The 15,846-nt window shown below is 64.9% G+C and carries 14 protein-coding genes; 2 read left to right on the forward strand and 12 right to left on the reverse strand.

What is annotated here, in order from left to right:
- Positions 1–111 precede the first annotated feature (111 nt).
- From EDE08_RS31185 to thiD, 4 genes are all read right to left on the reverse strand, one after another.
- A complete protein-coding gene (locus tag EDE08_RS31185) occupies positions 112–1,095 on the reverse strand; it encodes a threonine/serine dehydratase family protein (RefSeq protein ID WP_131872902.1) in 984 nt (327 codons plus the stop codon).
- A gap of 87 nt (positions 1,096–1,182) precedes the next feature.
- The gene (locus EDE08_RS31190; protein ID WP_131872904.1) at positions 1,183–2,226 is read right to left on the reverse strand and encodes a glycosyltransferase family 4 protein; all 1,044 of its coding nucleotides are present in this window, start codon (positions 2,224–2,226) and stop codon (positions 1,183–1,185) included.
- Positions 2,227–2,239: 13 nt separating this feature from the next.
- The gene (locus EDE08_RS31195) at positions 2,240–3,052 is read right to left on the reverse strand and encodes a UDP-2,3-diacylglucosamine diphosphatase (RefSeq protein WP_028182133.1); all 813 of its coding nucleotides are present in this window, start codon (positions 3,050–3,052) and stop codon (positions 2,240–2,242) included.
- Positions 3,053–3,345: 293 nt separating this feature from the next.
- Positions 3,346–4,146, reverse strand: coding sequence for a bifunctional hydroxymethylpyrimidine kinase/phosphomethylpyrimidine kinase (gene thiD / locus EDE08_RS31200; RefSeq protein ID WP_131872906.1), 801 nt, complete (start codon positions 4,144–4,146; stop codon positions 3,346–3,348).
- Between the two features lie 128 nt (positions 4,147–4,274).
- Here thiD and EDE08_RS31205 point away from each other — a divergent pair, with 128 nt between their 5' ends.
- Positions 4,275–4,520 (forward strand): Lrp/AsnC ligand binding domain-containing protein, encoded by a 246-nt coding sequence (locus EDE08_RS31205; RefSeq protein ID WP_061878884.1) that lies wholly within the window; start codon positions 4,275–4,277, stop codon positions 4,518–4,520.
- 6 nt (positions 4,521–4,526) lie between these two features.
- On the opposite strand, the gene EDE08_RS31210 is transcribed toward EDE08_RS31205, so the two are convergent.
- On the reverse strand, positions 4,527–5,453 hold the full coding sequence (locus tag EDE08_RS31210; RefSeq protein WP_131872908.1) for a c-type cytochrome: 927 nt from the start codon (positions 5,451–5,453) through the stop codon (positions 4,527–4,529).
- Between the two features lie 155 nt (positions 5,454–5,608).
- On the opposite strand from EDE08_RS31210, the gene EDE08_RS31215 reads away from it, so the two are divergent.
- A complete protein-coding gene (locus tag EDE08_RS31215; RefSeq protein WP_028182282.1) occupies positions 5,609–6,025 on the forward strand; it encodes a CHRD domain-containing protein in 417 nt (138 codons plus the stop codon).
- 72 nt (positions 6,026–6,097) lie between these two features.
- Here the strand turns inward: EDE08_RS31215 and EDE08_RS31220 are convergent, their stop codons facing one another.
- The 7 genes from EDE08_RS31220 to EDE08_RS31250 form a co-directional block, all read right to left on the reverse strand.
- Positions 6,098–7,381: a cystathionine gamma-synthase family protein gene (locus tag EDE08_RS31220; RefSeq protein WP_131872910.1), complete on the reverse strand. Its 1,284-nt coding sequence runs from the start codon at positions 7,379–7,381 to the stop codon at positions 6,098–6,100.
- A 278-nt stretch (positions 7,382–7,659) separates the two neighbouring features.
- A complete protein-coding gene (locus EDE08_RS31225; protein ID WP_131872912.1) occupies positions 7,660–8,109 on the reverse strand; it encodes a cytochrome c in 450 nt (149 codons plus the stop codon).
- A gap of 128 nt (positions 8,110–8,237) precedes the next feature.
- Entirely contained in the window at positions 8,238–10,547 is a 2,310-nt protein-coding gene (locus tag EDE08_RS31230; protein ID WP_131872914.1) for a xanthine dehydrogenase family protein molybdopterin-binding subunit, read from the reverse strand.
- Between the two features lie 211 nt (positions 10,548–10,758).
- The gene (locus EDE08_RS31235) at positions 10,759–11,034 is read right to left on the reverse strand and encodes a YjiS-like domain-containing protein (RefSeq protein WP_131872916.1); all 276 of its coding nucleotides are present in this window, start codon (positions 11,032–11,034) and stop codon (positions 10,759–10,761) included.
- A gap of 781 nt (positions 11,035–11,815) precedes the next feature.
- Entirely contained in the window at positions 11,816–13,342 is a 1,527-nt protein-coding gene (gene murJ / locus EDE08_RS31240; protein WP_131872918.1) for a murein biosynthesis integral membrane protein MurJ, read from the reverse strand.
- Between the two features lie 222 nt (positions 13,343–13,564).
- The gene (locus EDE08_RS31245; protein WP_131873104.1) at positions 13,565–14,716 is read right to left on the reverse strand and encodes a DegT/DnrJ/EryC1/StrS family aminotransferase; all 1,152 of its coding nucleotides are present in this window, start codon (positions 14,714–14,716) and stop codon (positions 13,565–13,567) included.
- A 51-nt stretch (positions 14,717–14,767) separates the two neighbouring features.
- Positions 14,768–15,772: a Gfo/Idh/MocA family protein gene (locus EDE08_RS31250; protein ID WP_131872920.1), complete on the reverse strand. Its 1,005-nt coding sequence runs from the start codon at positions 15,770–15,772 to the stop codon at positions 14,768–14,770.
- Positions 15,773–15,846 lie beyond the last annotated feature (74 nt).

Below are 15,846 nucleotides of genomic sequence, written 5' to 3' on the forward strand. Positions count from 1 at the left end.
CCGCAAGGCGCAGGCCCGGAATCCATCGGGCGGCAGAGTCGGCGGAGAAATAGATTCTCAGATGCGCAATTGCGCATCGTAGCTCTCGCTTCGCGTGCCCCGGAATGACGGCTAGGCCACCAGCTCGGCGAACAGATCGGCGTCGACGTTCCCGCCGGAGAGCACGATGACGACGTTCTTCCCGGCGACATCGAGGCGTCCCGCGAGCAGCGCGGCAAGACCCACCGCGCCGCCGGGCTCCACCACGAGCTTGAGTTCGCGATAGGCAAACGCGACGGCCGCGCCGACTTCCTTGTCCGATGCCGTGACGCCGCGCGCGAGCAGCTTGCTGTTGATCGCAAAGGTCATCTCGCCGGGCATCAAGGCCATCAGCGCATCGCAAATGGTGCGGCCCGCCGGTGGATGCGGCTCGCGGTGGCCGGCGGTCAGCGAAATACCGTGATCGTCGAATGCCTCCGGCTCGGCCACCACGATCTCGGCCAGCGGATAGCGCGCCTTCACCGCCGTCGCGACGCCCGCGATCAGGCCGCCGCCTGAGGCCGGCGCCACCACGATGTCAGGGGCGAGACCGAGGCTCGCCATGTCCTCGGCGATCTCGCGACCCGCGGTGCCCTGCCCTGCGATCACGAAGGGATCGTCATAGGGCTTCACCAGCGTCGCACCGCGCTTCTCGGCGATGCCGCGCGAGATCGCCTCGCGATCGTCCTTGTCGCGATCGTATAGCACGACCTCGGCGCCGTAGGATCTGGTGCGCTCGCGCTTCGACAGCGGCGCATCCGCCGGCATCACGATGGTGGCTTGCATGTCGAGGATCTTTGCCGCGGCTGCCACGCCCTGGGCATGGTTGCCCGAGGAGAACGCAACCACGCCGCCGGCGCGCTTGTCCTGCGGGATCGAGAACACCTTGTTGAAGGCGCCGCGGAACTTGAACGAGCCGGTGCGCTGGAGCATCTCCGGCTTCAAGAACACTTTCGCGCCGACGCGCTCGTTGAGCACAGGGAAGGACAACAGCGGGGTGCGGATGGCGTAAGGCGCGATCACGCGCGCTGCGGCATCGATGTCGGCAGGGCCGACCGGGAGGAGCTGTTCGGTCATGGCGGAATGGTATCGCGGCCGACGAGGCCCCGGCAAGACACCTCCGCGCGAGGATTCCCAAAACGTTCTCGAGCGATCGAGGTGGCTCTAGGCGACGAAGCGCGGCTGTTCCGTCCCGTTCCCGCCGGGCAGCACCGCGCCAACCGCCCTAATGCTGTCGATGAAGACCCGCGCCGAGGCTTCCCAGGTGTAGTTGGCGGCGAATGCGACGCAGTCCTGCCGACAGACGTCCAGCGCGGCGAAGCAGGCACTGCCCAGGTCGTGATCGAGCGCGCCCACCGGCGCATCGCCGATCACGTCGCGGGGGCCTTTCACCGGAAAGGCCGCCACCGGCAGCCCGCTGGCGAGCGCTTCCAGCAGGACTAGGCCGAACGTGTCGGTCTTGCTGGGGAACACGAATACGTCGGCAGCCGCGTAGATGTCTGCCAGCGCCTCGCCCTGCTTCTCGCCGAGGAAGATCGCATCGGGATAGGCCTCCTCCAGCGAGGCCCGCGCCGGGCCGTCGCCGACGATGACCTTGGTGCCGGGCAGATCGAGGTCGAGGAAGGCCTCGAGATTCTTCTCCACCGCGACCCGGCCCACCGAAAGGAACACCGGTGCCGGCAGGCAGAGATCGATGGCACGGGGATGGAACAGGGCGGTATCGACCCCGCGCGGCCACAGCACGACATTGTCGAAGCCGCGGTCGGTCAGCTCGCTGGCCAGCGCCGGGGTTGCCGCCATCACGGCGCGGCTGGGCGCATGGAAACGGCGCAGCGCGTGCCAGATCAGCGAACCCGGCACCGGCACGCGGGCGCGGACATATTCGGGGAAGCGGGTGTGGAAGCTGGTCGTGAACGGCAGCTTGCGCTGGCGGCAATAGCGGCGGACCATCAGTCCGATCGGCCCTTCCGTCGCGATGTGGATGCTGTCCGGACGCGCTTCCTGGATCAGCCTCGCGATCCGGGCCGGACGCGGCATGGCCAGCCGCACGTCGCGATAGCTCGGCATCGCGAAGGTGCGGAACGATTGCGGCGTCAGGAACGCGAATTCGACGTCGAGATCCCTGGCCGCGTCGGCAAGCTTGGTCAGCGTCCGAACCACACCGTTGACTTGCGGGTGCCAGGCGTCGGTCGCGACCAGGATGCGCATCAGGCGGCCCTTGTCATGCAGCTCTTGCCGCGACCTGCGGGACCGCCGCCGGCTTTTGCAGATGATCCGCCCAGGTGATGATCTCGAAATGGCCGTCGTCGTGCTCGACCAGGGCGGTGCAGCTCTCGACCCAGTCGCCGCAATTCATGTAGCGGATGCCGGCCTCGTCGCGGATCACGGCGTAGTGGATGTGGCCGCAGATCACGCCGTCCGCTTCGTGGCGCCGCGCCTCGGCGGCGAGCGCCTGCTCGAACGCGCCGATATAGTTGACGGCGTTCTTGACCTTCTGCTTGGCCCATTGCGACAGCGACCAATAGGGCACGCCGAACAGGCGGCGGAAGAAGTTGACGAGGCGATTCATCTGGATCGCGAAATCGTAGGCCTTGTCGCCGAGATGGGCGAGCCAGCGCGCGTTCTGCACCACAAGATCGAAGATGTCGCCGTGGATGACGAGATAGCGCTTGCCGTCGGCGCCGGCGTGAACCGTGTTCTCGACGACGTCGATGCCGCCGAAATGCGTGCCGTAATAGTTGCGCAGGAACTCGTCGTGATTGCCGGGGATGTAGATGATCTTGGCGCCCTTGCGCGCCTTGCGCAACAGCTTCTGGACGAGGTCGTTGTGCGATTGCGGCCAGTGCCAGCTCGATTTCAGCGCCCAGCCGTCGACGATGTCGCCGACGAGATAGATCGTGTCGGCATCGTGGTAGCGCAGGAAGTCGAGCAGGAGATCGGCTTGAGAACCGCGGGCTCCGAGATGGACGTCGGAGATGAACAAGGTGCGAAAGCGCCGCTCCGGGCTCTCGTCACTCACAGCGTAACTTCCCATGCGCCAGCCTGTAACAATGTCCCGTGACAGGGGGATGACCGATTGAACCTTGAGGCACCTCAGCTACGAATCAAACTTCGCCTCGCCCTCCCCGCGAATATCAGTCGCATGCGACAATCAGGCGACACGGCGCCACAGAAGGTGATCGTCATGCCCGGGCTTGTCCCGGGCATCCACGTTCTTCGTGCTTGCGTGGCAAGGCGTGGATGGCCGGGACAGGCCCGGCCATGACGATGTGGGGGCTAGCGTGCCCCCAAAGTGCACCGCGGCGGCGCTGCCGCGGGCGGCCCGCGTCAGTAGAACCTGTGGAAATGATGGATCGGCCCATGGCCGTGGCCGACGCTGAAGCGGTCGGCGGTGGCGATCGCGGCGCTGATCCAGGCCTTGGCATTGCGCACGGCGTTTTCCAGGTTCTCGCCCCTGGCCAGCCCCGCCGCGATCGCGGAGGACAGCGAGCAGCCGGTGCCATGGGTGTTGCGGGTGGCGATGCGCGGCGCGGCGAGCGCGATCGTGCTGTCCGCACCGACCAGATAGTCGATGCTCTCCGCGCCCTCACCATGCCCGCCCTTGACCAGGACTGCGCGGCAGCCGAGCGCCAGCAGGCGGCGCCCCTGGCTTTCGATCTCGGCCTCGCTTGCCGCGACCGGCTCGTCGAGCAGAGCCGCGGCCTCCGGCAGGTTGGGCGTGATCACGGCGGCGAGCGGTATCAGCCTGGTGCGCAGGGCGTCGACGGCTTCCGCAGCCAGCAGGCGGTCGCCGGAGGTCGCGACCATGACGGGATCGAGCACGACGTGCCGCGGCGCCCAGCGCGACAGCGCGGCGGCGATGGCATCGATGCTGGCGACCTGGGCCACCATGCCGATCTTCACCGCGCCGATTTCGAGATCGGAGAACACCGCGTCGATCTGTCCGGTGACGAACGCGGCCGGCACCGCGTGGATGCCCGTGACGCCACGCGTGTTCTGCGCCGTCAGCGCCGTGATCACGGAGGCGCCGTAAACGCCGAGCGCGGCAAAGGTCTTCAGGTCCGCCTGGATGCCGGCGCCGCCGCTCGAATCGGAGCCGGCGATGGTGAGTGCGACCGGGGTCGTCATGACGATTTTCCGCGTTTTCGAGCCATGTGCCGTCTTAGCAAGCTCGCGCCGAACCCAGCAAGTTCGCTTGCTAAATCCGGCCGGTTTTGGCCTATTAGCCGGAAGAATACGCTCTCGGAGTGCCTGCGATGGTTCCCTTTTTCGTCCAGATCAAATGCAAGCTCGGCCAGTCCTATGTGGTCGCCAACGCGCTCGCCGAAGCCGAGATCGCCTCCGAGATCTACTCCACGGCCGGCCAATACGACCTGCTGGTGAAGTTCTACGTCGACAAGGACACCGACATCGGCCATTTCGTGAACGAGAAGGTGCAGGTGCTGCCGGGCATCCAGGACACCCTCACCATCATTACCTTCAAGGCGTTCGGCACCGGCTAGCTCGAGCTAGCTGTCCAGCTTGCGTTTCGGCGGCGTCGGCCCGTCCACCGGCGGCAGCGATTTGAGGTACTCCGCCATCGCGGCGAGATCCGCGTCCGGCAATTGCGAGACGTTCTTGATCACGCGCGTCATCGCGCCGCCGGCGCTGTCGCCATCCGGCAATTCACCGGTCTTGAGGAAATAGGCGAGATCCTTCGTGCTCCACTCGCCAAGGCGCTTCTGCGTGATGTTGGGCACCCATCCCTCGCCTTCCGGATTCGGACCGCCGGCAAAGCGCTGGCCAGCAATGATGCCGCCGAGCGCGTTGCGCGGGCTGTGGCACTCGGCGCAATGGCCGAAGCTGTTGACGAGGTAGGCGCCGCGATTCCACTGCGGCGACTTGCTGGCGTCGGCGACGAAGGGCTTGCCGTCCATGAACAGGAACTTCCAGATCCCGATGTTGCGCCGGATGTCGAAGGGAAAGCTCACCTCGTGATCACGCACCTTGCCTGCAACCGGCGGCAGCGTTTTCAAATAGGCAAAGAGATCGAGCGCGTCCTCCCGCCTCGCGTGCTGGTAGGAGGTGTAGGGAAAGGCCGGAAAATAGTGCTGGCCCGATGGCGAGACCCCGTGCATCACCGCGTTGACGAAATCGGCGTCCGTCCATTTGCCGATGCCGTCGTTCGGATCGGGTGAGATGTTCGGTGCGTAGAACGTTCCGAACGGCGACTTGATCGCGACGCCGCCACCAAGCCTGAGGCGATCGGGCTGATTGGGAACGGCATGGCAGGACGCGCAGCCGCCGGCGTTGAACATCACCTCGCCATTGGCGAGATCGGGCGCGCGGGCCGGGATGGCGCTCGCAGCCGCCACCACCGGCGCACTGAGCCACCAATAAAGGCCGGCCGCGGCGACCGCGACGAGCAGCGCCACCAGAATTGTTCGTTGCAACATGCGCACCTATTCACTCGTTGCGGCGAACTTACGACCGATGTCGTCGCGGCTCCAGCCACGAAGAATTTAGCCCGCCCTAGCCGGAGGCCGGAATAAACTGAAATGCCGGCTGTTGGAAGTTTGGCAGCCCCTTCGGGTTCAACAGGGAGAATCTCATGAACAAGTCCGTCATTGCCGTGTTCGCGCTCGGTGCCGTCGCCTTTGCAGGGTCCGCGAACGCCGAAAAGCTGAAAGCAACGCTCGACGGCAAGGCCGAGGTGCCCGCAACGACCAGCAGCGCCACCGGAACGGCCGATCTGAACTATGATGCCGCCAGCAAGAAACTGTCCTGGACCGTCACCTATTCCGGCCTCTCCGGGCCCGCCACTGCGGCGCACTTCCACGGGCCTGCCGAGGCCGGCAAGAACGCAGGCGTTGCTGTCCCGATCCCGAACGCGGCCTCGAGCCCGGTCAAGGGCGAAGCGACCCTGACCGACGCGCAGGCCGCCGATCTGCTCGGCGGCAAGTACTACATCAACATCCACACCGCGGCGAACCCGGGCGGCGAGATCCGGGGACAGGTGACGAAGTAAGCCTCGAGGCTGCTTCATCGGCGAAGGCCGGGCGCTGGAGGGGGCGTCCGGCCTTTTCGATTCCTGGGGGCGTCAAGCCGCGTTCAGCGCCTGCGCGAGATCGGCGATCAGGTCCGACGGGTTCTCGATGCCGATCGACAGCCGGATCGTGGAATCGAGGACGCCGATCTTGCGGCGGATGTCGGCGGGGACGCCGGAATGGGTCATGGTTGCGGGCAGGCTCGCAAGCGATTCCGTTCCGCCAAGGCTCACCGCCAGCTTGAGGATCTGCAGCGCGTTGAGGAACTTGACCGCCGCCTCCTTGCCGCCTTCGATATCGAAGGAGAAGGTGGATCCGGCGCCGAGACACTGCCTCGCGAACGCGCGCCCGGCCGGCGAGTCCGCCTCGTGATGACCGAGGTAATGGACCTTGGCGACCTTCGGATGATCGCGCAGGAAGTCCGCCACGAGGCGCGCATTGTCGTTGGCCTTCTCCATCCGCAAGCTGAGCGTCTCCAGCGAGCGATTGATCATCCAGCAGGAATGCGGATCGAGCTGGGTCCCGATGGCGCCGCGCAAGGCCTTGATGCCCTTCATGATCGCCTTCGATCCGAGCGCGGCGCCCGCGATCAGGTCGGAATGACCGCCGACATATTTGGTCAGCGAATACAGCGAGAGGTCCGCACCATGCTCGATTGGCCGCTGAAACACCGGTCCGAGCAGCGTATTGTCGCAGGCGATGACCGGTGTGTGGCCCTGTGCCTTTCCGATCGCGTCGGCAACACGGCGGATCATTGCGATGTCGACCAGGCCGTTGGTCGGATTGGCCGGCGTCTCGATCAGGATCATCGAGACCCGCCCCTTGCCCATGGCCTCCTCCGCAGCCTGCTTGACCGCCGTCTCGTCGATGCCGTCGGCAAAGCCGACGGCTCCGATCGACAGGCGCGCAAGCGTGTTCGTCAGCAGGGTTTCCGTCCCGCCATAGAGCGGCTGCGAGTGCAGGATGACGTCGCCGGGGCGAACGAAGGCCAGGATCGTGGTTGAGATGGCCGCCATGCCGGATGAGAACAGCGCACAACTCTCCGTGCGCTCGTAGATCGCGAGCCTGTCCTCGACGATTTCGCTGTTGGGATGATTGAAGCGCGAATAGACGAGGCCCGCGCCCATGCCTTCCGGCGGCTCGCGCCGGCCGGCGACGTAGTCGAAGAAGTCCTGCCCGTCCTCGGCCGTCTTGAACACGAAGGTGGAGGTCAGAAACACCGGCGGCTTGATGGCGCCTTCGGACAGTTGCGGATCATAGCCATAGGTCAGCATCAAGGTTTCCGGATGCAGCATATGGTTGCCGATATGGGTCTTGGACGGAAACGGTTTTGCCATGGCCTGTCTCGCTGTTGATACAATTCCGCGCCGGGCGTTGGAACTCATGATGTCATGAGGCAGTCAGGCGCGAGAGGCGCCGGCTCCAACAGCTCACATCGATGCTGCGGCGGCTGGTGCTGAAGATAACCGCTCTCGCGGCGATCCGTCAGGCCTTGCGAATAGAATTCCTGTTGCTGAACGGCAATGCAAAAGAGGGCGAGTGCTTTCGCGACCGCCCTCTTTTGGTCCTGTAGCCAGATGCAGCGAAGCGCGATCGGGACTGGCTCTATGCCCAGCTATTTCAACTTCACCCGATAGGTCTCGTGGCATTCGTTGCAGCGATCGTTGATCGTATTATAGGCCGTCTTCAAGCTTGCAACGTCGGTGATCTTGCCTTTGAAATCGGCGATCGCCTTCTGCACTGGTGGAATCTTGGAGTCGAAATCGGCCTTGTTCTGCCAGATCTTTTGCGAGCTGCCGTACGTCGCGTTCACCACGTCCTGCTTGGGATTGACTTCGAAGGTCTTGGCGATCTTGGCAACATCGGCCTCGATGCTGGCGATGGCCTGATCGGCAGCTCTCTTGTCGAAGGGGATATCTCCCTTGCTCATCTTCTGCAGGACGCCGTACTGGTTCTTGGCGATCGATTTCATAAGATTGTCCTGCTGGACGGCAATCTCCTGTTGCGCCATGACGGCGCCCGCGCCCAATACGAGGGCGCCCGCGACAATCATCGTCCGTTTCATTGGTCCGTTTCTCCGGCTCTCGAGACGTTCAGGGAATGAGGCTTCGCCGGCTTCGCGTGAAGCCGGAGCCCATCAGGTGTAGAACCCCGCGCGACGCGTTTATTCCCGTGCGCGCGCGGAGATCGGGCTCACAGGCTGTGGCGGCGATGGTACTCGTTGATTGCGATCCACACCCGCTCCGGCGTTGCCGGCATGTCGATGTGGTCGATCTTGTATTCGCGCCAGAGCGCGTCGACGATGGCGTTGACGATCGCCGGGCAGGAGCCGATCGCGCCGGCCTCGCCCGCCCCTTTCACCCCCATCGGATTGGTCTTGCAGGGGATATTGTTGGTCTCGAACACGAAGGCCGGCCCGTCCGCCGCACGCGGCAGCGCGTAGTCCATGAAGGTCGCGGTGATGAGCTGGCCATCGGTGGCGCCATACACCACCTGTTCCATCAGCGCCTGGCCGATGCCCTGCATCGCGCCGCCATGCACCTGTCCCGCCAGCAGCAGCGGATTGAGCGTCTTGCCGAAATCATCGACGATCACGTAGTTGACGATCTTGATGATGCCGGTGGCCGGATCGATCTCGACCTCCGCGACATGGGTGCCGTTCGGATAGGTGCCGTCGGCGCTGGCAAAGGTCGCGCTGCCGTTCAGCTTCGATGGATCGACGCCGGGCCGCTTGGCGAGATCGGCGAACGAGATCGAGCGGTCGGTGCCGGCGATGCGCACCACGCCCTCGAAGATCTCGAGGTCGCCCGCGCTGGCTTCCAGCGCCTGCGCCGCGATCTCCTTCAGCTTTGAGCCGAGCTCGCGCGTGGCGCGCTCGACGCTGACGCCGCCCGAGGGGATCGAGGCCGAGCCGCCGGTGCCGAGGCCGGTCGCGATCTCGTCGGTATCGCCCTGGTGGATGTGGACGCGCTCGGGCGCGACGCCGAACTGCTCGGCGACGATCTGCGCATAGGCGGTCTGGTGTCCCTGCCCGCTCGATTGCGTTCCGATCAGGACGGTGACGTCGCCATTAGGATCGAGCCGCACATTGGCGGTCTCCTCGCCCATGGTGCCGCACACCTCGACATAGCTCGCAAGGCCGATGCCGCGGATCAGGCCATGCTTCTTGGCGAGCTTCGCGCGCTTGGGAAACTCCTTCCACTCGGCGATCTCCATCGCACGCTTCAGATGCGCGGCGAAGTCGCCGGAATCGTAGACCTTGCCGGTGGCGGTCTTGTAGGGCAGCGCCTTCGGCGGGATGAAATTCTTGCGACGGACCGCGTCCGGCGTCATGTCGAGCTTTCGCGCGCAGGCATCGACCAGACGCTCGATGACATAGGCCGCCTCGGGCCGTCCCGCGCCGCGATAGGCATCGACCGGCACGCTGTTGGTGAAGATGGTGCGCACCCGGCAGTGGAAGGCCTGGATATCATAGAGGCCCGGCAGCATGCCGGCGCCGCCATGCGGGATGTAGGGGCCGAAAGTGGACAGATACGCGCCCATGTCTCCCATCAGGTCGCAATCCATCGCCAGGAACTTGCCGTCCTCGGCCAGCGCCATCTTCGCGGTGGTGACGTTGTCGCGGCCCTGCGCGTCGCCCATGAAATGCTCGGTGCGGTCGGCCGCCCATTTCACCGTCTTCTTCAGTTTCTTGGCCGCGACCGCCATCAGGGCGTATTCGCGGTACGGGAACAGCTTCGTGCCGAAGCCGCCGCCGACATCGGGACAGATCACCCGCATCTTGTCGGTGGGAATGTTGAGCACGTTCTGACACAGGATGTCGCGCAGCCGGTGGCTCCCCTGGCTGCCGATGGTGAGCGTCAGATGGTCGCGCTTGGCGTCATATTCGCAGACGGCCGCGCGCGTCTCCATGAAGCTCGCGACCACGCGCGGATTGACGATCGAGATTTCGGCCACCGCATGCGCCTTGGCGAAGGCGGCTTCCGTCGCAGCCTTGTCGCCGATCGAGACATCGAACAGCAAATTGCCGGGCTTGTCCGGCCAGACCTGGGCTGCGCCCTTCTTCACGGCGTTGACGACGCCGGTCACGGCAGGCAGCGGCGACCATTTGACGTCGATCGCCTCGATCGCATCCCGGGCCTGATCGATGGTTTCAGCGACCACGAAGGCGACGGCATCGCCGACATGACGGACCTCGTCCTTGGCCAAGATCGGGTAAGGCGGGCCCGTGAAGGGATCGGTCTCGAGATTGAACAGGCAGGGCAGATTGCCGAGATCCGCAACGTCGTCGGCGGTCAGGATCAGCGCGACGCCGGGCAGCCCGCGGGCCCGGCTCGCATCGATGGTGTATTTGGCGTGCGCATGCGGCGAGCGCAGCATCAGGCAGCGAAGCGCAGCCTGCGGCGCGTAATCGTCGGTATAGCGGCCCTTGCCGCGGATGAGCGCGTCATCCTCCTTGCGCAGCACGCTTTGGCCAACGCCGAACTTGATGGGAGCCGCCATTGTCTTTTCCCGTTCTCATGGTTGTTTTGCCGGGCATATTGCCGTGGAAAAACTGGCAAGGCAAACGGGAATGGCGAGTGCCCCGCGGGGACCCACCCGGTGCCTGGCAGGCAGTCGCATATGGAAACAACCTTCCTAGGGCTTTCCGTCGAGACGCCGCCGCTGAGCGCGGTCCGATGACAGGCTCAGCGGTCGTCTCGAAGGAGACGCGTCACATCCCACCACGGCCCCACAGAGTCCTGGCATGGTCTCTCACCCTATCGATGGCACTCTCAGGTGCGATGCAGTCGAGCTCGCCGCGCGTCAGGCCGATGTCCATCAGCTCCCTGTCGCTGAGGTCATGCAAGGTGACCCGTACGCGGGACCGCCGCGCCTGAAATGCAAGCCAGTATCGCTTGAGCAGGCTCAAGACGATGGTGAGGTCGAGGCCGCGCCTTGCGGCGTCGACCCCAATTTCGGGTGTGATGTCCGTCTGTTGTGGTGGCATCGGATGCTCCTGCTGTTGTGCCGGCAGGGAGCGTGGCCAATGAAAAGGCCCCGTCCGATGCCGGCGGGGCCTGATGGAAAAGATGTCGTCGTCGAATTCTTAGCGCGCGACTCCTCCCACCGCCCAGCCGAAGCGGGTGATGTGATTGCGGTTGAGTTTGCGCGACGATTTGATCATAGGCGACGGATAGCACGGGAATCGCGCAAAATCAAGAGATGTACGAATTCTGGTTGCAGCCTGAAGGCGAGCACCACTTTGGCGCATAGGAACAGTTGGCGGGGCCGTGCCTTCAGCGTCCTTTTAGTTCATCTCAGACCCTGAGGCGGCCAAATTTGGAGAACACGCGGAAACAACGGATATGATCGGCTGCCATGTCCAATGTGAAGTCGGCCCGTGACCCCATTGATTCGAATGTTGTGCCAAGCGTTCAAACTGAGCACGCACTCTGACCAGAGACGTTCGATTTCTCCGGCCCTGCGCGATGCGAGTGCTTTGCTATAGCGTGCGACGAGATCGGGGCGCTCCCTTGCGACTCCTTGAAGTGCGTCGTTCAACTCGTTGATGACAATCGGCTCGTAACCGGCGTCTCGAAGACACGCAAGCACTATGCCCATGAAGTTTGTCATCGAACTCTAAGAGTGTGCAAAGGACTTGCTGGAAATATTGCCTACGCCGCCGCTGGCTGCAAGTTCCACAAATTGGCCGTTAGCCAAGCGCGCGCTCCTTTACCGTAGGCTCGCCTTCGCAGGCACAGCGGATATACAATCCTATTGATGCGCGCCTAACCGCGCACTAGGGAGACCAGCCAACTGCGGCCGAACAGGATGAGAATCGCGAGCGCATAGACGATGGTGCCGCCGGCAGCCAGCAGGACCAGGGTCAACTCATCGCGGAAGTGCATCGAGGCGAGGAGTGGAGCGCTAAACCGCGCGATCAGCCAGAACGTGGCGGCGAGGATCAGTCCGGTGACGAGGAATTTGGCGAGCGACATCAGCCAGGCGCGGTCCAGCACGAGGAAGCCTCGCCGCACGGCGAAGAACAGCACGAGCAGAAGGTTGGTCCAGACGCCGACGGCGGTTGCGAGCGCGAGGCCGATCTGGGCCAGCGATCCCATCAGGGCGACCTTCAGTGCGACGTTGACGGCGATGCCGGTCAGCGACGCCCGAACCGGCGTCGCCGTATCCTTGCGCGCATAGAAGGTCGCGACCGCACTGCGGATCAGCACGAAGGGGATCAGGCCGATGGCGTAGGCCGCGAGCGTGCCGCCTGCGGCAACCGCATCGGCCTTCGAGAAGGCGCCGCGGGCGAACAGCGCACGCATGATCTCGTCGGGCACAGTGAGGAAGGCCGCCACGAACGGTATCGAGAACAGCAGCGTGAAGTCGAAGGCACGGCGCTGCGCCTTCAGGGCGCCGTCCGGGTCGTTGGCCGTGATCCGCCTCGACATCTCCGGCAACAGCACCGTGCCGATAGCAATGCCGATGACCCCGATCGGCAGCTGGTTGAGACGGTCGGCATAATAGAGCGCCGACAGCGCGCCTGCGGGCAGGAAGGTCGCGATGATGGTGTCGGCGAACAGCGCCACCTGCGTACCCATCGAGCCCAACGTTGCAGGTCCGAGCGCCTTGAAGAAGCCGCGGACGTCTTCGTCGAGCTTGAGCGGTGCAAAGCGCGGCAGGCCGCCATGACGGGCCAGATCGCCCGCCAGCAGGAAATATTGCAGGAAGCCCGAGATGAGCACGCCCCAGGCCGCGGCGTGGCCTGCGGTCGGAAACCAGGCGGCAAGCGCCAGCGTCATCATCATCGCGACGTTGAGGAAGATCGACGCCGCCGCGGCGCTGGCAAAGCGCTGCATCACGTTGAGCATGCCGCCATAGAGCGTCACCAGCGTGATCAGCAGCAGGTAGGGGAAGGTGATCCGGGTCAGCTCGATCGCGAGCTTGCGCTGCTCGGCATCCTCACTGAAGCCCGGTGCGAGGATGCTCATGGCCTGCGGCATGAACAGCCAGGCGGCGACCAGCAGCACCACCTGCGAGGCCAGCAGCAACGTGAAGATGCGGTCCGCGAACAGGTGGGCCGCCGCCTCGCCCTTCTCTCCATGGACGTGGGCATAGGCGGGCACCCAGGCCGCGTTGAAAGCGCCCTCGGCGAAGATCGCGCGGAAATGGTTGGGCAGCCGCAGCGCCACGAAAAAGGCGTCGGCGACGGGGCCGGCGCCGAGGATCGCCGCGAGCATGATGTCGCGGGCAAATCCCGTCACTCGCGAGAGCAGCGTATATCCACCAACCGTGAAGATGCGTCCGAGCATGCGGACTCTTCTAGAGGCTTATCGGGCCGCCGATAAGGCTTTGAAAGACCATGAGATCAAAAAAGCGGCTTGCTCGGTGTCCACCTCTCCCCGACGGGGAGAGGTCGGATTGCGCAGCAATCCGGGTGAGGGGCCGCAGCATTCAGTGAGTTTGTAGCCCCTCACCCGGATCGCATCTTCGATGCGATCCGACCTCTCCCTTCGGGAGAGGTGAGAGGCAAATCAGCCCGCGAGCGCGCCGCGGACGGCAGCGATCACCCGCTCCTGGTCGGCTTCGGTCACATAGGCATGCATCGGCAGGCTGATCACGTCCCGCGACAGGCTCTCGCAACCCGGCAGCCCGCCTTCCGCGACCGGATATTGCTTGTAGGCGGTCTGCTGATGCATCGACTTGCCGTAGTAGATCGCGGTCGGTACGCCCTGGGCCTTCAGCGCAGCGGCAAAGCCGTCGCGGTCGGTCCCCTCGGGCAGACGGATGGTGTACTGCGCCCAGACCGAGGTATTGCCGGGGCTGAGGCGCGGCACGGTGACCACATTGGACAGACCGCGCTCATAGCGCTCCGCGATCTTGTTGCGGGCGGCGATCTCGTCGTCGAAGATCTTCAGTTTCTCGATCAGGACCGCGGCCTGCATGGTGTCGATCCGGCCGGTCAGGCCGAGACGGACATTGTCGTATTTGTCCACGCCCTGCCCGTGCACGCGGATGCTGCGCAGCGTGGCCGCGAGTTCGTCGTCATCGGTGAAGATCGCGCCGCCGTCGCCGAAGCAGCCGAGCGGTTTTGCCGGGAAGAAGCTGGTCGCCGTGGCATGCGCGAGCGTGCCGAGCTTGCGGCCCTTGTAGCTCGCGCCAAACGCTTGCGCGGCGTCGTCGAGCACGAACAGGCCCTCGGCCTTGGCGATCTCGGCGATGGAGTCGTGATCGGCCGGCTGGCCGAACAGGTCGACCGGAATCACCGCGACGGGCTTGAGGCCGGCCTTGCGAGCGGTCGCGATGCCGCGCTTCAGCGATTCCGGGCTCATGTTGAAGGTCGCCTCGTCCACGTCGACATAGACAGGCGTCGCGCCGGTCCGCGCCACCGGCGAGGCGGTCGCGATGAAGGTGAAGGATGGACACAGCACGGCATCGCCGGGCCCGACATTCTTCGCCATCATCACCATCAGGATCGCGTCGGTGCCGCTGGCGCAGCCGATCACGTGCTTGGCGCCGGTATAGGCCGCGAGCTGCTTCTCGAGCTCGAAGACCTCGGGTCCGTTCACGAACTGGCAATGGTCGAGCACGCGCTTGACGGCGGCATCGAGCGAGGCCCCGAGCCGGCGCCGCTGCGCGCCGACGTCGATGAAGGGAATGGGATCGGAACGCAGATGCTGGTTCATAGTCTGGTTCTTGGCGCCTTGTGACGTTTGAGCGGTCGACATGGAAAAGGATCAGCCGGCGACGCGGCGCGGAGCCTTGCGGACGGGCGCCGTCGCCGCAGGCCGCGACGGCGTTTCGAGACATTGCGTGGCGATCTCGAGGCTGGCGACGCCTTCATCGCCCGTTACCGCCGGCGTATCGCCGTGGCGCACCGCCTTGAGGAATGCGATCAGCTCGGCGCGCAGCGGCTCATCGTGGCCGACCGGCAGATGCCGCATCGAGTAGCTGCCGTCGGGCTTGAAGCCGAAGCACTCGGTGACCTGGCGCGTGAGCAGATCGCCCATCACGTATTTGCCGCGCGTGGCGACCGTGACGCTGCGCGCCTTGAACGGCGTCAGCCAGTTGGTGTTGATGTGGGCGAGCACGCCGTTGGCGGTGCGGAACTGCAGGAGCGCGATGTCCTCGCGCTCGGCGACCGCGCTCGACAATTGCGGTTGCACCTCGACGATGTCGGATTCGGTGAACCAGCGGATCAGATCGATGTCGTGCACGGCAAGGTCGATGACGACGCCGACATTGGACATGCGCGGCGGAAACGGGCCGACGCGCGTGATGGCGATGGAGAGAATGTCCTCGCCCGCGATGGCCTGCTTGACCGCGGCGACCGCCGGATTGAAGCGCTCGACATGGCCGACCATCAGCGTCACGCCGGCCTTCTGCGCCGCGGCGACGATCTCGCGGCCCTCTTCCACGGTGGAGGCGATCGGCTTCTCGACCAGCACGTGGATGTTCTTGGCGATGCAGGCGAGCGCGACCTCGTGATGCAGATGGGTGGGCGCGGCGATGGTCACGGCGTCGACGCCTTCGGCGAAGAGCTGGTCGAGCGTCTCGAAGCTTTCGCAACCGGCGAGCTCCGTTGCCCGCTCACGATGTGCCGCCGAGGGATCGACAACGCCGACGAGGCTGACGCCGGGTAGACCCGCAAGCACGCGCGCGTGGTTGCTGCCCATCACGCCGGCACCAATCACGCCGACGCGCAAGCCGGCCTTCGCCGGTGCCGATCCTTTGGAACTCATCTGAGCAAACCCCGATTCAACCCAAATCCCCGGCGCCTCTCCTAGCACGACCGCCACATTTGTGGCGAATGCGG

The organism is Bradyrhizobium sp. R2.2-H (assembly GCF_004346455.1).
In the GTDB taxonomy this organism is placed as follows: Bacteria; Pseudomonadota; Alphaproteobacteria; order Rhizobiales; family Xanthobacteraceae; genus Bradyrhizobium; species Bradyrhizobium diversitatis.

What these genes read in the sequence shown, in the direction of transcription:
- EDE08_RS31210 (WP_131872908.1), bottom strand. Translation starts at nt 5,453, where the DNA reads ATGTTGCAACGAACAATTCTGGTGGCGCTGCTCGTCGCGGTCGCCGCG.
- EDE08_RS31230 (WP_131872914.1), bottom strand. Translation starts at nt 10,547, where the DNA reads ATGGCGGCTCCCATCAAGTTCGGCGTTGGCCAAAGCGTGCTGCGCAAG.
- EDE08_RS31190 (WP_131872904.1), bottom strand. Translation starts at nt 2,226, where the DNA reads ATGCGCATCCTGGTCGCGACCGACGCCTGGCACCCGCAAGTCAACGGT.
- EDE08_RS31195 (WP_028182133.1), bottom strand. Translation starts at nt 3,052, where the DNA reads ATGGGAAGTTACGCTGTGAGTGACGAGAGCCCGGAGCGGCGCTTTCGC.
- EDE08_RS31220 (WP_131872910.1), bottom strand. Translation starts at nt 7,381, where the DNA reads ATGGCAAAACCGTTTCCGTCCAAGACCCATATCGGCAACCATATGCTG.
- EDE08_RS31205 (WP_061878884.1), top strand. Translation starts at nt 4,275, where the DNA reads ATGGTTCCCTTTTTCGTCCAGATCAAATGCAAGCTCGGCCAGTCCTAT.
- EDE08_RS31215 (WP_028182282.1), top strand. Translation starts at nt 5,609, where the DNA reads ATGAACAAGTCCGTCATTGCCGTGTTCGCGCTCGGTGCCGTCGCCTTT.
- thiD (WP_131872906.1), bottom strand. Translation starts at nt 4,146, where the DNA reads ATGACGACCCCGGTCGCACTCACCATCGCCGGCTCCGATTCGAGCGGC.
- EDE08_RS31250 (WP_131872920.1), bottom strand. Translation starts at nt 15,772, where the DNA reads ATGAGTTCCAAAGGATCGGCACCGGCGAAGGCCGGCTTGCGCGTCGGC.
- EDE08_RS31235 (WP_131872916.1), bottom strand. Translation starts at nt 11,034, where the DNA reads ATGCCACCACAACAGACGGACATCACACCCGAAATTGGGGTCGACGCC.
- EDE08_RS31185 (WP_131872902.1), bottom strand. Translation starts at nt 1,095, where the DNA reads ATGACCGAACAGCTCCTCCCGGTCGGCCCTGCCGACATCGATGCCGCA.
- EDE08_RS31225 (WP_131872912.1), bottom strand. Translation starts at nt 8,109, where the DNA reads ATGAAACGGACGATGATTGTCGCGGGCGCCCTCGTATTGGGCGCGGGC.
- EDE08_RS31245 (WP_131873104.1), bottom strand. Translation starts at nt 14,716, where the DNA reads ATGAACCAGCATCTGCGTTCCGATCCCATTCCCTTCATCGACGTCGGC.
- murJ (WP_131872918.1), bottom strand. Translation starts at nt 13,342, where the DNA reads ATGCTCGGACGCATCTTCACGGTTGGTGGATATACGCTGCTCTCGCGA.